At 46.7% G+C, this 21404-nt stretch carries 5 protein-coding genes; 4 read left to right on the plus strand and 1 reads right to left on the minus strand.

Annotated features, from left to right (window positions below; genetic code table 11):
* Positions 1 to 48 precede the first annotated feature (48 nt).
* A complete protein-coding gene (locus tag J7623_RS27580; RefSeq protein ID WP_291927190.1) occupies positions 49 to 15189 on the plus strand; it encodes a non-ribosomal peptide synthetase in 15141 nt (5046 codons plus the stop codon).
* Between the two features lie 75 nt (positions 15190 to 15264).
* Here J7623_RS27580 and J7623_RS27585 read toward each other — a convergent pair whose 3' ends face one another.
* Complete coding sequence (locus tag J7623_RS27585) at positions 15265 to 17025, minus strand: ABC transporter transmembrane domain-containing protein (protein WP_291927194.1); 1761 nt, start codon at positions 17023 to 17025, stop codon at positions 15265 to 15267.
* An 893-nt stretch (positions 17026 to 17918) separates the two neighbouring features.
* Between J7623_RS27585 and J7623_RS27590 the strand changes: the two genes are divergently transcribed.
* The 3 genes from J7623_RS27590 to J7623_RS27600 all read left to right on the plus strand — a co-directional run bounded on the left by J7623_RS27590 (position 17919) and on the right by J7623_RS27600 (position 21391).
* The gene (locus J7623_RS27590) at positions 17919 to 18641 is read left to right on the plus strand and encodes a thioesterase domain-containing protein (RefSeq protein WP_291927197.1); all 723 of its coding nucleotides are present in this window, start codon (positions 17919 to 17921) and stop codon (positions 18639 to 18641) included.
* A complete protein-coding gene (locus tag J7623_RS27595; RefSeq protein WP_291927198.1) occupies positions 18638 to 20263 on the plus strand; it encodes an MBL fold metallo-hydrolase in 1626 nt (541 codons plus the stop codon). The genes J7623_RS27590 and J7623_RS27595 overlap by 4 nt, the downstream gene beginning before the upstream one ends.
* Before the next feature lie 162 nt (positions 20264 to 20425).
* Positions 20426 to 21391: a pyridoxal-phosphate dependent enzyme gene (locus tag J7623_RS27600; RefSeq protein WP_291927199.1), complete on the plus strand. Its 966-nt coding sequence runs from the start codon at positions 20426 to 20428 to the stop codon at positions 21389 to 21391.
* The last annotated feature ends 13 nt before the right edge of the window (positions 21392 to 21404 follow it).

Genomic DNA, 21404 nt, shown 5'->3' on the forward strand with positions numbered 1-21404 from the left:
TTGTGTTGCAGGAGTAGCTGCCTTTTTTCATACCTAAACTATTAAAAGATGCCTGGATTTAACCTGGTGGATATTATTGACCTGTTGGAAAAAGCAAAAGATAACGGCGTTAATGTATCTTTCGATAACGATAAACTGATTGTAAAAACCGATAAAAAGAAAACGGTTAACAGCTCGATACTCAGTGAGCTGAAAGAAAATAAAGCATTCCTGGTTGAATATTTTCAAAAATATCAACAGGGTACAGAGACGACATCCCGGCATGAGAAAATTATTCCTGTTCATAGAAACGGATCTACCCGTATTCCGCTATCCTTTAACCAGGAACGGTTATGGTTTATTGATCAGCTGGAGGGAAGTGTACAATACCACATGCCGGCGGTATTGCGGCTGAAAGGTAAATTGAACCTGGAAGCGCTGGCAGCAGCTTTGCAGTGGATTGTGAATCGGCATGAAGTGTTGCGTACCGTCATCTGGCAAACAGATGGTGTTGCTTTTCAACAGGTGCAGGAAAAAGACAGGTGGGAGCTGATCGTGAAAGATGGTAAAAGTTATTACGGAAAGGATACAGACCTACAGGCGTATATAAAATCGCTGGTAGATATCCCGTTTGATTTATCGGCGGATCATCTGTTGCGGGCACACCTGATAATGCTGGCGGAAGAAGAATTTGTACTGGTAGTGACCTTGCATCACATTGCTGCTGATGGCTGGTCGTTAGGAATTATTGTACACGAACTGGTAGCCGGGTATCTTTCTTTTACAGAGGGGCACAGTGCAGGCATGGAGCCATTGCCGGTACAGTACGCAGATTACGCTGCCTGGCAGCGTAGTTATCTCTCCGGAGAAGTACTGGATAAAAAACTGGGCTACTGGAAAAAGCAGTTGGAAGGAGTAGCTGTGCTGCAGTTGCCAGCCGATTATAAACGGCCACCTATACAAAGTACCCGCGGTGCCAGGAAGGAGTTTAAACTGGATCAGCAACTGGCTGCTGCCCTGAGAAAGTTGGCGCGCCAACAGGATGCAACGATGTTCATGGCGCTGCTGGCCGCGTTTAAAGTGCTGTTATACCGCTATAGCGGTCAAAACGATATCTGTGTGGGCAGTCCCATCGCAGGCAGGGCAGAACGCGAAGTAAAAGACCTCGTAGGCTTTTTCGTAAATACGTTGGCTTTACGCAGCCAGTTGACAGATGATCTTCTCTTTACAGATCTCCTGCAACAGGTAAAGGAAGTAACGTTGGCAGCCTATGAACACCAGGATGTTCCCTTCGAAAAAATTGTGGAAGCGGTGGTGAAGAATCGTGATATGAGCAGTACACCGGTATTCCAGGTGATGTTTGCCCTGCAGAATATACCGGAAGGCACCGATCTTACCTTAGGCGACGTACAACTTTTCACTGAAGAAATCAAACACGATACGGCTAAACTGGACCTCACATTAAACCTTCGGGAAGGCCCTGAGGGATTAACGGGTATTCTTGAATACGGGGTGGATGTGTTTAGTGCAGCTACCATTGAACGGATGATCGCTAACTACGAACAGTTGTTAAAGGCTATTGTAAAATCGCCGTCAACAGCCATTGGTAGCTTGCCTGTGATCAGCGAGTCAGAAGAACAACTGCTGCTGGATGTTTTCAATGCTACAGGCAGTGTTTATCCTGCAGAAAAAACAGTGCTGGAATTATTTGAGGCACAGGTGAAGAGTAAACCTGCTGCGATCGCAGTAAGTTATGAGGGAGAGCAGCTTACCTACCAGGAATTGGATGACCGGTCCAATCAGGTAGCCCATTATTTAAGAGATCAGGGGGCAGGGCAGGGGAACTACGTAGGCCTGCTGTCTTACCGTGGCCTGGAAATGATTGTGGGGATATGGGGAATTCTGAAAAGTGGCAATGCATATGTGCCTGTTCATATTGAATATCCTTCAGAGCGGGTGAAATCTATATTGGAGGATGCCGGTGTGAATCATGTGCTGTATACAGATAGTAAGTTATTTGATGCGCTGGAATTACCGGAAGGAACGGGGTTACCCATCGCGGGAGCATTGTCTTATGAATCAGATGCGCTGGCGGTAAATGTGACGAGTGATGCCGTGGTATACGTGATGTACACCTCCGGATCTACCGGCAAGCCTAAAGGAATTGCGGTGAACCATCGCAATATTGTAAAGCTGGTATATGAGCCCGGACCTATTGCCATTGTGCCGGAAGATAAAGTACTGCAATGGTCTAATTATGCTTTTGATGGCTCCACTTATGATATTTATGGCGCACTCCTGAAAGGTGCTGCCCTGCATATGATTCCGGATGCGGCAGCTGCTGATGTGTATGAACTGGCGGCCATTATGGAGCGGGAACAGATTTCCTTCTGCTTCATGACGACCGCGCTATTCAACAATTTTGCCGATAACAGGTTGAGTGGATTACAATCTTTGCGTAAGCTGTTGTTTGGAGGTGAACTGGTATCTGTACCACACGTAGATCGTGCCCTGTCGTTGTTAGGACCCAACAGGATCGTGCATATGTATGGGCCTACAGAAACCACGGTATATGCTACCTGTTACCCGGTGAATGAAACAGCCGGGAAGCGTACTATTCCTATTGGTGCGCCATTAGCCAACACACAGTTGCTGGTATTGGATCATCACGGAAAACCAGTGCCAATAGGTGTAAACGGAGAATTATATATCGGCGGCGATGGTGTTGCTGCCGGGTATATTAATAATGAAAGTCTTACAGCGGAGAAATTTATTACGCTGGAAGGTCATCCCGGTCGCTGGTATAAAACCGGCGACATGGTTAGCTGGCAGGCAGATGGCACTATTGTGTATACAGGCCGGATCGATGACCAGGTGAAGGTGCGGGGTTACCGTATTGAGCTGGGTGAAATAGAAAGTGTGCTGCAGAACTGCCCATGGGTAAGCCAGGTGGTAGTAGTGGTGAAAAAAGAAGACAATAGTCATTATAACAAATTGGTGGGATATATCGTTCCTGAGGGCCCATTTGAAAGAGAGAAAATTATTGCTTACCTCAAGGAAAGACTACCCGATTACATGGTGCCTTCTCTCCTCATGGAAATGAAAGTGTTGCCACTGAATGTAAATGGAAAAGTAGATAAAAAAGCGTTGCCGGCTCCTGATATCACAGCCTTGACGCAGCAGCGGTATGTAGCGCCTGTAAGCCCGATAGAGCAAACCCTGGCAGGCATCTGGCAGGACTTGCTCGGAGTAGCACGGGTAGGCATATACGATAACTTCTTTGAACTCGGCGGCGATTCTATTATCACTATCCAGGTAGTTAGCCGGGTGAGGCGCGCAGGATATATATTGCAGCCGCGGGACCTGTTTGTTCATCAAACCATTGAACGGTTAGCGGTGCTGTTGCAGGGACGCAGCGATAATGCTGCCACCGGCGAACAAGGTATCCTCTCCGGCGAAAGCGGGTTGCTGCCGGTGCAGCAATGGTATTTTGACCTGGTAGACGGCGATACCTCTGCACATTTTAATCAGTCTGTATTGCTGGGAATAGATAAAAGCGTAACAGCAGATACATTGGCAACAGCCATCAGGAAGCTGGTGGAATACCATGATGCATTACGTTTTACATTCCGTCATACTAATGCCGGATGGACGCAGGAATATGCTACCGCCAGTGGTGAGCTGGAAATTGTAGACTTGCAGCAAACGGCTGCGGAAGAATTACCCGCCCGGATCACGGCTGTTGGCGAAGAATGGCAGCGAAGCCCGGATATCAGTAAGGGCAACGTGATCCGCCCTGTATTGATGTTGACACCAGTAGGGGAGGCTACTAACCGTTTATTGCTGGTAGTTCACCATCTCGTGGTAGATGGTGTATCCTGGCGCATCCTGCTGGAAGATCTCCAGATATTATTAAAGGAAGATGCCGGCAAAAAAGCAGAGGAAGTATTAGGCGCCAAGAGCAGCTCTTACCGTCAATGGTATAACGCGCTGGCAGCGTATAGCCGGCGCCGTAGCCTGCAGGAGCAACAACCATACTGGCAGCAGGTAGCAGCTGGTTATACGCCGCTCCGCGTAGATAAAACCTATAGCGGTAAAATCACTATGGCGGATATGGGACATCATACCGCTGTACTGGCATCTGCACAAACGAAAAGCTTACTGCAGGAAGCATCGAAAGCATATCATACGGAAATAAACGACCTGTTACTGACAGCACTTGCACTTACTTTGGCGGAGTGGAATGGCCATCCCAACGTGCTGATTGGGCTGGAAGGACACGGGCGGGAGGCATTGACAAAAGATATAGATACCAGTCGTACCGTTGGTTGGTTTACTAATCTTTACCCGGTATTGATCGAAGTGCCGGCAGATGAAAGGAAAGGACAACTGATCCCATCTGTTAAAGAACAATTACGCCAGGTCACAGATAAAGGACTCGGATATGGCGTGCTGAAATATATCAGCAAGGCAGATTATTTACCCGAAAAAGACCCATGGGAGGTAGTGTTTAACTATCTCGGTCAGCTGGATAACAGCGTTAGCAGGGCAGGCGTTTTAACGGGCGTGTCTGAGTCACCGGGATTGCCGATGGGCGAAGATTTCCCGGTGCATGATAAAATTGCTGTTAACAGCATGGTAGAAGGCGGAGAACTGGTGTTTAACTGGACTTTCAGTCTTCAACATTTTGATACTGCTACCATAGAAAAGCTGGCGGCCAACTGTTTATCCCATCTCGAAAAAATCATCTCCCATTGTATATCACAACAGGTACCTGTTTATACTCCTTCTGACTATGGGCTTGGCAGGGAAGTATCCAATGAGGCACTGGAAAAATTTTTGGAAGCTCCTTATAACGGCGCACCAAGACGTGAACAGTTAACCGGCTTATGCCGGTTAAGCGGATTGCAGGAAGGGATGTTGTTCCTTGGATTGTATAATGAGCAGTCGGGCACTTATGTAGAACAAATGAATTGTGAACTGGAGCATTTACAACCGGTTGCTTTTAAACAGGCCTGGCAAAATTTATTGCTTCGCCATAGTATTTTAAGAAGTGCCTTTTATGTAGATGAATTGAGTATACCGGTACAATGTATTTATAAAGACGTGGAATTACCTGTATTAGAGCTGGACTACCGGGGATTAAGCCGGGAGGAACAGGAACAGGCGTTTCGTGTATTTGAGGAGGCCGACCTGCGCCAGGGTTTCGATTTTAAAGCAGCGCCGCTGATGAGGATCACCTTGATCCGGTTGGAGGAAGACCGTTACCGGTTATTGTGGACGGTGCATCACATCCTGTTGGATGGATGGTCTCAACCGATATTGATTGGGGAATTGCTGGAAAATTATGAAGCATTGCTGGCAGGAAATGGTTTGCCTGAAGTAGCGGAAGACCGTTATGAAGATTATATCCGTTACCTGGAGCAGCAGGACAAAGAAGCGGCAGCCGCTTACTGGCAGGCATATCTGAAAAACATGGAAGAGGGTTCTCTGCTGCCATTTGTAGGCGATACCACGGCACGTACAAAAGGTGTTGGCGTATACAGGGAAGAGAAAATCAGGTTAGATGCTGCGCTTACAGAGAAAATAAACGACTATACGCAGCAACAGCATATTACGCCAAATACACTGATGCAGGGTATCTGGAGTTACCTGTTGTCGGTTTATACCGGTCGCAACGACGTGGCTTTCGGCGTAACGGTTTCCGGGCGCCCGGAAGATCTGGCAGGTGTGGAACAACGGGTGGGGTTATACATCAATACATTGCCACTGTATGCGAATGCAGACGGGGCAAAGGAAATAGCTGCGTGGCTGCGGGAGTTGCAGGTAACGCAACTGCAAAGCAGGGAGTACCAGTATACAGCCCTGAATAATATCCTGCAATGGACCGCCGTGGGTGGCGATTTGTTTGATACCTCTATTACCTTCCAGAATTTCCCGGTGGGAGAAGTGGTGGCTTCCCGGGAGTGGCAGCTCAAAGTGACAGAGGTAGAAGTGCATCCGCACACCAATTATCCTTTAACCATTATCATTGGCATTGGTGCAGAAACAAGCCTGTTATTCAGCTACAACAGTGATCTGCTGGATACGTTTTATGCAGAGAAAATTGCCGGTCATTTTAAGCAGGCATTATTACAGATCATTCAGAAAGAAGCATTGCAGCTACAGGATATTCAGTTGCATACGGCGGCTGAGCAGGCGCAGTTATTATCTTCCCACCAGGTAGCTTACCCGGCTGATAAAACATTTATAGATCTTTTTACTGCGCAAGCCGCATATAGTCCCAACGCGCCGGCCGTGATTTTTGATAATACCAGGCTTAGTTACCGTATGCTGGAGGAACGGTCGAACCAACTGTCCCATTATCTGCGTAACCTGGGCGTGAAGGAGGGTTCCCTGGTACCGTTATATATAGAAAGATCCGCAGAGATGATGGTGGGAATACTAGGCATCCTCAAAGCAGGAGCTGCTTATGTACCTATCGATCCTGATTTCCCGGCTGATCGTATCTCCTTTATGCTGGAGGATACCCGCGCCGACATTGTCGTGAGTAATAATGCCGGTAAGGCAAAGCTGCCTGCAGGGATTACAGCACGTGTGGTAACGCTGGACGGAGACGAGTCCGCTATCAATAACTGCCCGGTGGCCGAACCAACAGGTAAACCTGCACCGGATGCACCATTGTATGTAATTTATACTTCCGGTAGTACGGGTAACCCTAAAGGGGTGATCGTTACCCATCGCAACCTGGTGGATTACCTGTATGGATTGAAAGCTGCGCTGCCGGTAGAGGAATGCCGCTCCTTCGGATTGCTTTCCAGCATTGCTACCGACTTAGGGAACACGGTTTTATTTCCGCCATTGATTTCAGGAGGAACGCTGCACATATTCTCTAAGGAGATGATCAGTGACGGTGAATTGTTAAGTAATTATTTTTCCATTCATCCAATAGATTGTATCAAAATTGTGGCTTCCCACTGGAAAGCGCTGTCAGCTTCCGGCAGACTACTCTTGCCGGAGAAGCTGCTCATTTTCGGAGGCGAAGCGCTGGAAACAGCCGTGGAGAAGAGCATTCGCGCTTATGGCGCCCACTGCACCATTGTGAATCACTATGGACCAACGGAAACGACTATAGGAAAACTACTGCATGTAGTGAATGATACCGATGCTTATGGTCACCATATCCCGGTTGGTAAACCATTTTCCAATACCAGGGTATATGTATTGAATGCTGCCGGGAAGTTATGTCCTGTAGGCGTTCCGGGTGAATTATACATTGGTGGTGAGGGGGTAGCGGCAGGCTATTTGAATAATAAGGATTTAACAGCGCAACGCTTTATTGCAGATCCTTTTGTAGGAGCGGCTGCTTCAAAATTATACCGTACCGGCGACCTGGTAAAGGTACTGCCGGATGGCAACATCCTGTTTGCCGGTCGTGTGGATGACCAGGTGAAAATTCGTGGCTACCGCGTGGAACTGGGAGAAGTAGAAAAGGCCTTGCTACAGCAGGATGCCGTGCATCAGGCCGTGGTGATAGCGCGTGGAGAAGACAGTGGCAGCCGGCGTTTGATTGGTTATGTGATAGCGGAAAGCAGCCAGGTAGATACGGCCGCCATTATTGCCGGTATGAAAAAGCACCTGCCGGAATACATGATTCCTTCGGCGTTGGTGGTATTGGATAAGTTTCCATTACTGGCCAACGGTAAAGTAGATAAAAAGTCCCTGCCGGATCCCGACAGGGACAGCCCGGGCGCCGCTTCAGCAGTACCTTCAACACCAACGGAGCTGGCCCTCGCCGCTATCTGGTGCTCATTGCTGGAACTGGATGAAGTAGGTGTACATGATGATTTCTTTGCAATGGGAGGCCACTCGCTGTTAGCCATCCGCGTGGTATCTGCCATCCGGAAAAAGCTGGAAGTGGAAATCAGTATCGGGGATGTATTTGATTATCCCACTATTGCTGCTTTATCAGGTAGAATTACCGGCGGCAGTGAAAAAAGTACGATACCTCCGCTGGTAGCATTGGAAAGACCCGCACATATCCCGCTTTCGTATAGCCAGGAACGTTTGTGGTTTATAGATCAGCTGGAAGGAAGTGTACATTATCATACGCCACATATCCTGCATTTGAAAGGGGAAATCAATAAACCCGCCCTGGAGCAGGCGTTGCAGCTGATCATCAACCGGCATGAGATATTACGTACCGTTATTGTGCAGCAGGATGGAATGGCCTGGCAGCAGGTGTTGGATAAATACCGCTGGCACATGACCATTATAGAGCACCTGCGCTTCAGGCCCGGAACCAATGCATGCAGAGACTACATAAAATCATTGATTGATGTGCCTTTCAACCTGCAACAGGATCATATGTTGCGGGCGCATCTGCTGGTATTCGGTGAAACAGATCACGTACTGGTGCTTAACCTGCATCATATTGCTTCTGATGGTTGGTCTACCGGTATATTGGTGCGTGAGTTGGAAGAAGGATATGCCGCCTTTGTGGAAAACAGACCGGCACAGTTGCCTGTGCTGCCTGTGCAGTATGCAGATTACGCTATCTGGCAGCGAAAGCACCTGAGCGAAGAAGTATTACAACAAAAAACAGACTACTGGAAAGAAAAGCTTACCGGGGTAAGTACGTTACAGTTACCCACAGATTATATACGGCCGGCGGTGCAGAGTGTTCGCGGTGATACCCACGAATTTAAACTGGATAAAGCGCTGTCAGAACGTTTGCTGGCCCTGTCACAACAGGAAGGTGTTACGCCGTTTATGACGCTGCTGGCGGCATTCAATGTGCTGCTCAACCGTTATACTGGTGCGGAAGATATTTGTGTTGGCAGCCCGATAGCCGGCAGAACACAACAGGAAGTAGAAGGATTGATAGGTTTCTTCATTAACACATTAGCGCTGCGTACCCATCTGCAGGATGATCCTTCTTTTATATCCTTGTTGCACCAGGTAAAGCAAACCACGCTGAGTGCTTATGAAAACCAGGAAGTGCCGTATGAAAAAATTGTGGAACTGGTAGTGAAGGAGCGTGATATGAGCCGGCATCCTTTGTTCCAGGTAATGTTTGTATTGCAGAATGTGCCGGAGGCTGATTCGCTGCAAATGGGCGCATTGCAAATGTCGCAGCTGGACACGGAAGAAGTAGCAGCCAAGTTTGACCTGACGGTGTACCTGCAGGAAGGCCCTGACGGATTGAATGGATTTGTAGTGTACTGTGCCGACTTATTTACTGCGGAAACAATAGAACGGATGATGGGGCATTTTACGCAATTGCTTCGTGCGGTAGTGGATGCCCCTGCTGCAAGCATCAGCGAATTGCAGTTGTTAACACCTAAAGAGCAGAAACAGCTACGGTGGGCGTTTAATGAAACGGCCAGCGATTATCCACAGGATAAAACAATTGCCGCACTGTTTTCCGAACAGGCCAGGCTTTCTCCTTCCATGATTGCGCTGACGTTTTCAGGCCAGAGTTTAACTTACCGGGAGCTGGATGAACGCTCCAATCAGCTGGCGCACTACCTGCAGCGTAAAGGTGTAACAGCGGAAGTAATGGTACCTGTTTGTGTGGACCGGTCGTTGGAATTAATTGTTGGTATCCTGGGTATTCTGAAGGCGGGAGGTGCCTATGTGCCTATTGATACGGAATATCCTGCCGACCGCATTGCCTGGATGCTGACAGATACAGCTGCTCATATTGTTGTTGGGAACACTGCCGCCAAAGCTATTTTGCCGGGAGTGAATCCTGCATTGGATATCATAGACCTGGAGGCCGACTGGGCGGTACTCAGCAAAGAGTCTATAGAAGCGGTTGACAGTGGTACACAGCCGGATAATCTGGCCTATGTTATTTATACCTCCGGTTCTACGGGACAGCCTAAGGGAGTAATGGTAACCAATAATAACGTAGTAAGCCTTGTACGGGGAACAGCTTATCTTAAACTTACACCAAAAGATATTTTGCTGTCAACAGGTTCACCTTCTTTTGATGCCAGTACATTGGAGTACTGGGGCATGTTGCTGAACGGTGGTCAGCTGGTGCTTTGTTCACTAAATACTTTACTGGATAGTAGTTTGCTGAAGGCAGAGATCCGCAGCCGGGGTGTTTCCACCATGTGGTTTACAGCCAGCTGGTTGAATCAACTGGTAGATACAGATATCAGTGTATTTAAGGGATTGAAAACCATATTGGCCGGTGGAGAGAAACTTTCGGAGATACACATTGAAAAGATACGGAAGGCTTACCCGGATATGATAGTGATTAACGGATACGGCCCTACGGAAAATACGACTTTCTCCCTGACCTGTGAAATTGATGATGCGGCATTGGCGCATACCATTCCTGTTGGGCGCCCGTTGAATAACCGGGTAGCCTATATCCTGGATAGCCGTCGAAGACTATGTCCGATTGGAGTGCCAGGGGAAATATATGTAGGTGGAGAAGGGCTTTCGCGTGGTTACCTGCATCGCCCGGAACTTACAGCAGAGAAGTTTGTGATGCATAGTTTTGATCGTCAAACCACTGTCCGTTTATACCGTACCGGTGATCTGGGGAGATGGTTGCCGGATGGCAATATCGCTTATATGGGTCGTACGGATGACCAGGTGAAGATACGTGGCCACCGGATAGAGCTGGGCGAAATAGAGAGTGTGTTACAATCATGCGAAGGGGTACAGCAAAATGTAGTGATTGCCGGCAAAGATGAACACGGTAGTTATAACAGGCTGATTGCTTACGTGGTGCCCGCCGGTTCATTCGACCGGGAAGGCATTCATCAATACCTGAATACCCGTTTGCCGGAATATATGGTACCGTCGCTGTTGATACCGCTGGAGCAGCTACCCCTTACCACCAATGGAAAAGTGGATAAACGCGCTTTGCCTGCACCGGATATAGCATTGTCGCAGGCGGATGCTTATGTTGCGCCGCGCAATAGCACAGAACAGCAACTGGCGGCTATCTGGCAACAGCTATTGGGGGTAGAACGGGTAGGGATATACGATAATTTCTTTGAATTGGGAGGGCACTCTTTGTTGGCGGTACGACTGATGTCGGCTATTAAAAAAGAGATGCAGGCAGCCGTACAGATCGGTGATATTTTTGATAGCCCTACCATACAGCTCCTGGCGGAGAAGGTGAAAGGCTGTGTTCCTGCTACTGTGCCGGCCATTGTTCCGAGAGACCGTAGTGCAAAAATTCCTTTATCATTCAGCCAGGAACGTTTATGGTTCATAGACCAGTTCCAGGGAAGTACGCATTATCACGTGCCTTTGGTGCTAAGGCTGGGCACTAACCCCGACAGGGAAGCTTTGGCCTACGCTTTTCAGACCATGATCAATCGTCATGAGGTATTGCGTACGGTAATGGTGTCGGAAGAAGGGGTGGCATATCAACAGGTAAGAGAAAAGGACCGCTGGCAGCTGCAGGTGGTGGAAGACGAAAAGTATATCAATGATCCGGAAGCACTCGAACATTTGGTACAGGCACTCATTGCCACGCCATTCGATTTGTCTGCGGATCATATGCTACGGGCACACCTGGTAGTACTGGATAAAGGCGAACATTTACTGGTGGTTACCTGGCATCATATTGTTTCTGATGGCTGGTCGATCAGTATTATTATGCGGGAACTGGCAGAGCTGTACGATGCGTACCTGCATAAACGCAGTCCCAACCTGCCGTTATTGCCCATACAATATGCAGACTTTGCCATCTGGCAGCGGCAGTATTTATCTGGCGAGGTACTACAGCAAAAAATCAATTACTGGAAAGAAAAACTGACGGGTGTTACTTCATTGCAACTACCCACAGATTTTATACGTCCGCCTGTGCAAAGTATGCGCGGCGCCACAAAAAGGTTTTTACTTCCTGCAACGTTGTCGGCACAGTTGCAGGTATTGTCGAGGCAGGAGGGTACTACCTTGTTTATGACATTACTGGCCGCTTTTAAAGTGTTGTTGTATCGCTACAGTGGCCAGGAAGATATTTGTATTGGCAGCCCTATTGCCGGCAGAACGCAACAGGAAACAGAAGGGTTGATCGGATTTTTTGTGAACACCCTGGCCTTGCGCTCTGATCTGAGCAACCAGCCTTCCTTTACCAGGCTGTTGCAACAGGTAAGAGAAACTACTTTAGGTGCTTATGAACACCAGGAAGTGCCCTTTGAAAAAATAGTGGAAGAAGTGGTGAAAGAACGTGATCTGAGCCGGCACCCATTGTTCCAGGTGATGTTTATATTACAGAACACGCCTGAGGTACAGTCGCATAGCCTGGGAGAAGTGCCTTTGATACAGGAAGGCGTGGAACGGGTCACCGCGCAGTTTGACATGATGGTCAGCTTCGATGAAAGCCCGGAAGGATTGATGGGGACCGTGTTATATTGCGCCGACTTATTTGTTGCTGAAACCATCGACCGGCTGATAACGCATTTCGAACAATTGTTAGCGGCCATTGTGAAAGCACCTGACACCACTATCGGAAAAATTCCTATGCTGGCAGCCGCAGAACGTGATGAATTACTGACTACCTTAAATGCCACAGAGGTGGCCTTTGAAGGACTCGTTTCATTGCCGGAACTATTCACTACCCGCGCCGCACTTTGCCCAAATGAAATAGCAGTTGTTGCCGGGAAAGAAACACTTACTTACCAGGAATTGGATCTTCGTTCCACTCAATTGGCGCACTACCTGCAAAGCATAGGGGTAACAACCGGTACACTGGTGCCAATAAGTGTAGAGCGGTCGCTGAATATGATAGTGGGTGTATTGGGTATCCTCAAAGCCGGGGGAACCTACGTACCAATAGACCCGGAATATCCGGAAGCCCGTATCCGTTATATCCTCAACGATATCGACGGCAAGGTCATCGTGTCCAGCAGCGCCTGTGCACCCAAAATAGATCTGTATCCCGGTGCAACAATAGTAGAAATAGACACATACCAGGATTTGATAGTAAAAGAAAGTCAGGACAAGGTTACCTGGAAGATAACGCCCGCACCGTTGATGTATATTCTCTATACCTCGGGCACCACCGGTAATCCAAAAGGTGTAGAAATGCCGGCTACAGCAGCTATTAACCTGTTGTTCTGGCAACAAACCCAGTTCGACACACAACAACCCAAACGTATACTGCAATTTGCCAGCCTGAATTTCGATGTGAGCTTCCAGGAAATATTTTCTTCCTTATGCTTTGGTAATACCATCTACCTGGTAGATGAAAATACAAGGAGAGATACGGATGCTTTATTACGCCTGATAGACAGGGGAGGGATCAATTACCTGTTCCTGCCTTATGTGGTATTGAAAAGTATTGCGGAGTATGCAAAACTGGTGTCTCTATATCCTGCTTCATTGGAGGCTGTATTTACCGCGGGAGAACAACTGCGGCTGGATAATGACATCAAAGCGCTGCTGGATAATACCGGCGCAAAATTATATAACCACTACGGACCTACGGAAGCGCATGTGGTCACCTCTTATGAGGTGGAAGCCGCCGATTTTGAAACCAGGTTTTTACCACCAATAGGTAGGCCTATTGCGAACGTGGCGATGTACATCCTGGATGCTAACGGTGAACTTTGCGGTAGAGGTGTAATCGGAGAATTGTGTATCGGCGGGGTACAGGTGGCCAACGGGTATTTGCATCAGCCGGAACTGACGGCTAAAAAATTCATTCCGGACCCTTTCAGTAAAATACCGGGAGCCCGCCTTTATAGAACTGGTGATATTGGCCGGTGGTTGCCTGATGGGAATATAGAATGCCTGGGCAGACTGGACGACCAGGTGAAGATCCGCGGATACCGCGTGGAACTGGGAGAGGTGGAAAGTATTTTGCAGCAATGTAACGGAGTAAAGAAGTCTGTTGTATTAGCCAAAACAGATAGTAACGGCATGAAACGGCTGGTGGGCTATGTGGTGCCCGAAGAACATTTTAACCGGGATGAAATAACTGCTTTCCTAAAGAGCAGGTTACCGGATTATATGGTGCCTTCACTCCTGATCGGGATGGAAAATCTGCCGCTGACGGCCAATGGAAAAGTAAATAAAAAAGCACTTCCGGATCCTGCAGCAGATGAATTGCTGAGTGGAAAGTATGCAGCTCCCCGCAATGATACAGAAACAGCTATTGCCGCTATTTGGCAGGAATTATTGGGGGTACAACGGATAGGCATATACGATAATTTCTTTGAGTTGGGTGGACATTCCCTGCTGGTGGTCCGTGTAGTTTGGACAATCAGAAAAACATTACAGGTGGAAATCGCCAACCGGGAAATATTTGAGTTCCCTACAGTTGCCTCACTGGCAGCGGTACTGGATGAACGCAGAAAATGGGAACGGAGTAACGGGCAGGCGCTGTTGATGGATCCATCTGCCAGTCAGCATATTGTATTGCTGAATAAAGGACCGAGGAATTTCCCTGTATTCCTGTTGCCGGGCGCCATCGGGCTTTGTGATGCTTACGAACAGTTGTCGGCGGCATTGAATGATACCTGCGCGGTATATGGATTATATATGCAGGGAATATTTGAAGGGGAGCAACCCCTTGAGGATTTTGCCAGCATCGCCGCGCAGAATATTACGTGGATGAAACAAGTGCAGCCGGTTGGGCCGTATCGTTTTATGGGCCATTCTTTTGGAGGGTATATTGTACATGAAATGGTAAGGCAGTTGGAGGATAGTGGCGACAAAGTGGAATTTGCAGCTATACTTGATACTACGGCAGTGGTAAAACAGCGGGTGCAACAACAGGAACTGATAGGAGGCGAGGTATTTGAATCGCTGGTATGGATCTTTGAACAATACAAAATCATTTCCGTACCACATCCGGCATGGGTAGGGGATCTGGGCAAAGCCCTGGAAACAGTATCCGCCACCGAAGTGATTCCTTTTGTACTGGATTTCATTAAAGACAAGCTGAGTAATGACTATATAGAATTTGTATTACGGTTAACAGATGTTCACCGGTGTAACCTGTCGATGGATTATACCATCACCGGGAAAGTGAGCACGCCGTTGATAGTAGCGAAAGCGGCAGCCAACCAGTGGCGTGGAGCGGATGAACACCTGGGTTGGTCGGAATATGCAGAAACGGTAACAGGAACCATAGTGCCGGGGCATCACGGCTCCATGCTGGAAGAGGAAAATGTGCTGGTGTTGGCCGCATACCTGAAAGAACAGCTGGGGAAATTGCAGACTTCATAGGTATAGTAGTAATAGCAAAAAAAAGGCAGCATCGTTTTACACGGTGCTGCTTTTTTATTTTGGGAACTGTTGCTTTTATTGTGTGAACTGCATCTCACATAAATTCTTATACAGTCCGTAGTCAGTATTTACCAGTTCATGGTGCGTACCTTCTTCTACGATAGTACCTTTGTCGATAACAATGATTTTATCGGCCTGCCGGATGGTAGCCAGGCGATGTGCGATGATAATGGATGTGCGTCCTTCCATTAGTTTATTCAAGGCGTCCTGGACCAGTCTTTCTGATTCTGCATCCAGTGCGGAGGTAGCCTCATCGAGGATCAGGATACGGGGAGCTTTCAATACGGCGCGGGCAATGGCTACGCGCTGGCGCTGACCACCGGATAACTGCATGCCACGTTCACCTACTATCGTTTGTAGTCCGAGGGGAAGCCGTTCAATAAATTCCCAGGCATTTGCTTTTTTGGCGGCAGCAATGATCTCTGCTTCCGTAGCATCCTGCTTGCCGTAGGCAATGTTTTCACTAATGGTGCCTCCAAAAAGGAATACATCCTGCGGTACGGTGGCCATTTGTGAGCGGAGCGTTGACAACGGAAAATAATTATTTTCTTTCTTGTCGAAATAAATATGGCCACCCGAAGGATCGTACATGCGTAACAGTAAGGATACGATAGTGCTTTTGCCGGCGCCGCTGGGGCCTACCAGAGCTACTTTCTGGTTGGCGCTCACATCAAAAGACATTTTACTGAGTACGTGGGTATCATTTCTTCCCGGGTAGCGGAACGATACATTCCTGAAACTGATATCACCCTGCAGCACATGTTCGTTAGCGATACCAGTGACGGGTGATAAGGGCTCGGCAGGTTCATCCAGTATAGCAAAAAGATTTTCGGTAGCGCCGATACTTTTCTGAAGGGAAGCATATATTTCTGTGAGTCCGCCAATGGAACTGCCAATAAATACGGAGTACAGCACAAAGGAGAACAACTTTCCTGAGTCCATTCCGATGATAACACCTCTCCATATTACGGCTACCAATGCGCCAAAGATGCCCATAATAATGAAGGACGACAAAGCTGCCCGGTATTTCCCGCTTTGGATACCAATATTAGCTGCTTCGTTGGTGCATTCCCGGTAGCGCTTCATCTCGAGGAACTCGTTGGCAAAGGCTTTTACGCTGAATATTCCCTGTAAGGTTTCTTCTACTACGGTGCTGGAAGATGCTACCTGGTTCTGTGCTTTGCTGGAGAAGTTACGGATAGACCGTCCGAATATCACCGCAATAATAACCATCACCGGCAATATCGCCAGCATGAATATAGTCAGCTTGATAGACGTTAGCATCAGGAAGGTGAGCCCACCAACAATAATAATCAGCTGCCGGATAAATTCAGCCAATGTGGTAGTGAAGGTTTCCTGCAGTAGTGTGATGTCTGAAGATATCCTGCTATTGAGTTCTCCTACGCGTCGCGTAAGAAAGAAGTTCATAGGTAGTTGAATCAGGTGATTGTAAACCGTTTGCCGTAGCGTGGCCAATGCCCTTTCAGCGGCTTTTATAAACAGTGTAGTCCTGAAAAATGAGCCGACCGATTGCATAGTTAGCAGGCCTAATAATTCAAGACCAATTATATTGATGTTGGAACGCGTGTTTGCCTGTTTGCCTGCATCAATTAGCCGGCCAAGTACGTCAGGGAATGCCAGGCTTGCCAGGCTGGATAGTAAAAGGAACAACATACCTGCGGTAATGGTTGCCCAGTATGGTTGAAGGTATTTGAACAATCGCAGTGTTTTGGCAAACTTGTTTTTCTTGTTGCTGGTTAAGGAGGGCACAGTCATTGATAAATATTGGATGATGTAAAAGGGTTTACTGGAGCTGATGTAAGGGTATCTGCTGAATATGCGAAGCAGTAAAAGCCATACAGGATATGGTGCTTCGCAGCAGTTGGAAAGTTATGTATATTTTTTTTTCTGGCAATGGAATCAGGGAGATTTTATCATTAATATTAATTAATTATCACCACTGAAATTTTTTTCTCGTTGCCGCAATCGGATGCAATCTGCTGATACTTCCTGTTGTAAAGGGTTTCGGGAGATTTTTATTTTGATGATTGTAAACAGGTTATTAGTCTTCCTAAAAAAAAAGCACACGATACTGCAAGTGATTTTTTGTTGAATTGAATATGTTTGCTATTTTTGAATTATTAATGATCTGATGGGAAGTGTTTTTGTACAACGATAGATAGTTAATTGAATCCCTCGAATAGCCTGAAACCCTTAAATAACGTCAACGGTTAAGAAATAGATGAAGCCCGAGTAAGTACTATCCAGATAAATTCCATTATATAACAATTCTTTTTTTTGCCGTAACCCAGGTGTTTATTTAAACAGGTACATTGATTTTTTTTCAAATGATGTGGAAGATTTGCATCCACATTAGCGACAGCTTTAACCTTTCGTGAAATATATGTTTTTTACCGGAAGCCTGAAACATTGATCAGAAGGGGCTATCAGACGAAATGTGTCTCCGTATTGGTGTGTTCTTCCGAGGTATGCAAAATCCTGGTGGCGTAAAAAGTGATTAACCTTTTATCCGCAGGAACCTGATTTGTTGTTGCCAGCAATTTTCCAAAATGCATTTTTATTTGTTTGCTGCCGGGATATTCTTTCCGGCAACGGGATCACTTTATCAATATTGAAAAGCGCATTTGCCGCGCCGAAACTTTTATCCAATGGAGAAAATTAACCTTTTCTGCTTGCCGTTTGCCGGCGGAAGCAAATATTCATACCGGTTGTTTGAAGAGAATTTACCGTCTTTCCTCAACCTGGTACCGCTCGAGTACCCTGGGAGAGGGAGCCGGATGAGTGAGCCGCTTAAAGAAGATGTTGATCAGCTGGTACCTGATTTATACGCACAAATAGAAAGCCGGTTGGAACAATCTCCCTATGCTATCTATGGTCATAGCATGGGCGGGTTAATGGCGTATCTGCTGACCCGGAAAATTATTGAAAACGGTAAAACGCCGCCCCTGCACCTGTTTATTACAGGCACTCCCGGGCCTGCCGCTTCGTCGCGGACAGAACGGAAAAGGCATCTCATGGACAAGCAGACGTTTATAGAAGAAGTCAGAAGCCTGAATGGAAGCCCTGATGAAATACTGCAGAACAACGAGTTGCTGGAATATATTGAACCTATTTTGCGGGCAGATTTTAAAGTGTCGGAAAACTATAACTACCTGCGGGAAGGAATGCTTAATATACCCATGACCGTTATAACTGGTACCGGTGAAAATATGAAACAGGAGGAGATTCATTTATGGCAGAAAGAAACTAATATGACGGTCGACTTCAGACGTATGCCCGGTCATCACTTTTTTATATTTAAATACCCTTACGAAATAATTCAGATCATCGCTAAAAAGTTAGTTGTTCATTACAAATCATATCAATTATGAGTGAGAAAAAAGTATACCTCAAACCCAACGTGGTATTGGAACCATTGTACGACCGGTGGTATGCATGGAGTCACCTGATATCTCCGGCAACCGCTTCCATGAATACCATTGCAAGGCATCTTACCATCATGGATTCCTACCTGGATGATCCCAGTATACACGCAGAAGCAGTCCTGAATCCGAAAATGAAAGGAGGTCCCTTCATGGACTTTGGCGGAGGCCGGGTAGCAGAGGTGAAAGCATTGAAAGAAACTATTCTGAAACGCCAGGAAAAAGTGATCCAGTTTGCCCAGGCTGCCAAAGAATTGGATAAGATACTGGCAACAGAGTGTAAAGGTTTTGGACTGGAAACGGTGTATGAGAAAGTACCGGATATATTGAAAGGCTACGTGGAACTTTATTACGATCGCAACAATAATGCAGATTTTCGCTTTTTTGAATCCCTGCTGTATAAAAGCGAGTTTTATAACAAGAAAGCACAAAGCATTGCGCTGTGGATCACCAATAATGACCACAGACCGTTTTGCCTTAGTACGCCCCGGCTGGATGAACCAGATGTACTTCATCTGCCCATACCATTCGACCATGCCGGCATTGATGTACTCAGCCGCATGAAGAGAGGGGGTGGTTCATTAGCAGAGATTAAGAAAATACTGAACATTTCCGCAGACCAGGAAGCATTGTTTGATACTTTCTTCACGGAAACGCCCCCACCAGTGTATAAGAAATATACCGGCGACAAAATTCGTATGCGTTACTTCGGGCATGCCTGTATCCTCGTGGAAACAAAGGATGTGAGCATCCTGGTAGATCCGCTGATCAGCTACTACGGATACGACAGCGATATCGAACACTTCTCTGATGCTGATCTGCCGGATACTATTGATTATGTGCTGATTACTCATAATCACCAGGACCATATCCTGTTTGAAACATTACTGCCTTTGCGCCACAAAATTAAGAACCTGATCGTTCCGCGCACCTGCAGTGGTAAACTGGAAGATCCTGATCTGAAACTCATGTTTAAAAACATAGGCTTCAACAATGTGGTGGCAATAGATGAAATGGAAACCATCGAATTTATTGATACCACTATTACCGGCTTGCCATTTACCGGTGAACACAGCGACTTGAACATTCAAACCAAGTCCTGCTACCTGGTACAGATCAGCGGCTTCAAATTATTGTTCCTGGCAGATTCCAGGATTGTGGAGTCTGGTCTTTATAAGCATATACACCAGCAGATTGGAGATGTGGATGTCATGTTCCTGGGAATGGAATGTGATGGTGCACCGCTTACCTGGCTGTATGGCCCGCTGTTAACCAAAAAGATTACCAGGGATCAGGATGGAAGTCGTCGCCTGGCCGGATCTGATTGTACAAAAGGAATGGCGCTGGTCAATATCTTTAACCCGAAAGAGGCCTACGTATATGCGATGGGAATGGAGCCGTGGCTGGAATTCATCAGCAGTATTAAATATACCGATGAATCTAATCCCATTATTCAATCCAATAAGCTGGTAAAAGAGTGTGAGGCCCGGGGTATCATTGCAGAACGCCTGTATGGAGAAAAGGAACTGTTGTACGACCGGAAAGAAGTGTTGGCGGCTGAACTGCAGTAATACTAACCCCTGATTGTTTGCTCCCCGATTATTAGGTATAACCATTATTTGACCCAATGGATAAATTGATCTCATTGCAAATGCAGTGGGGCGGTTAGATCTATGTACCTGCACCTATCCACAGGTGCAGGTTTCCTCCTTTTTTACACCAAAAAATAGCATATGCTTAAGCAACTTGAAAAACTATCCGCTTTTATAGGGAATACTCCCCTGATGTCTCTGAGGAATACCAGAACCCCCTTATATGCCAAATTGGAGTACAACAATTTCTCTGGAAGCTCAAAAGACCGTGCCGGCTATAGTATCGTTTATAATGGGATCAAGTCGGGACGTATTAATGAAAACACCACCATCATCGCCTCCAGCTCTGGTAACCTTGCAATAGCAGTGGCTTCCATCTGTAAAATGCTCGACCTGAAATTTATTCCTGTGATCGATCCAAATATCAACAGTGCTTATGAGGAATTACTCAACCTGTTGTCCTATAAGGTGGTGAAAATTACAGAAAGAGATAGCACCGGCGGGTACCTGCTAACCCGTATAGAAACGGTAAATAAATTGCATGCTGCTACGGAAAATTCATTTATCGCCGATCAATATGGCGATCCGAATAATTATAAAGGATACTATGGCTTATCAGAAGAGATTCTTCGTTGCCCTGTGCCTGTTGAATATGTTTTCGTGGCAGTAAGCTCCAGTGGTGCTATTACAGGCATCTCCAAAAGTATTAAAGAAAAAAATCCTGATATCAAAATCATCGGGGTGGATGTGGAAGGTTCCGTGATTTTTAATGCCCCTCCTGTGAAGAGATATATTTCAGGTATCGGCGCCAGCCAGGTACCCCCTATTATAAAAAATGCCAGCATCGATGATGTGGTGATTGTATCGCAAACAGATATCATCAAAGGCTGTTTTGAGCTGCTGAATGAACAGGTGATTTTTGCCGGTGCTTCTTCCGGTGCCGTATACCTGGCAGCTAAAAACTATTTCAACGAAAAATCATATTTAATACCTCCTGTGTCATTGTTGATCTTTCCTGATAAAGGACATACTTACCTGGATACTATCTACAATAAGCAATGGGGAGAACAACTGGCAGCTAAATTAGAATCTGCTACCGTCGCTTAAAATATAAAAGAGT

Source organism: Chitinophaga sp. (assembly GCF_017745275.1).
Classification (GTDB): Bacteria; Bacteroidota; Bacteroidia; order Chitinophagales; family Chitinophagaceae; genus Chitinophaga.

Excerpts from the sequence above, each read along its gene's own strand:
- J7623_RS27580 (WP_291927190.1), top strand. The coding sequence starts at position 49 with ATGCCTGGATTTAACCTGGTGGATATTATTGACCTGTTGGAAAAAGCA.
- J7623_RS27595 (WP_291927198.1), top strand. The coding sequence starts at position 18,638 with ATGAGTGAGAAAAAAGTATACCTCAAACCCAACGTGGTATTGGAACCA.
- J7623_RS27600 (WP_291927199.1), top strand. The coding sequence starts at position 20,426 with ATGCTTAAGCAACTTGAAAAACTATCCGCTTTTATAGGGAATACTCCC.
- J7623_RS27585 (WP_291927194.1), bottom strand. The coding sequence starts at position 17,025 with ATGACTGTGCCCTCCTTAACCAGCAACAAGAAAAACAAGTTTGCCAAA.
- J7623_RS27590 (WP_291927197.1), top strand. The coding sequence starts at position 17,919 with ATGGAGAAAATTAACCTTTTCTGCTTGCCGTTTGCCGGCGGAAGCAAA.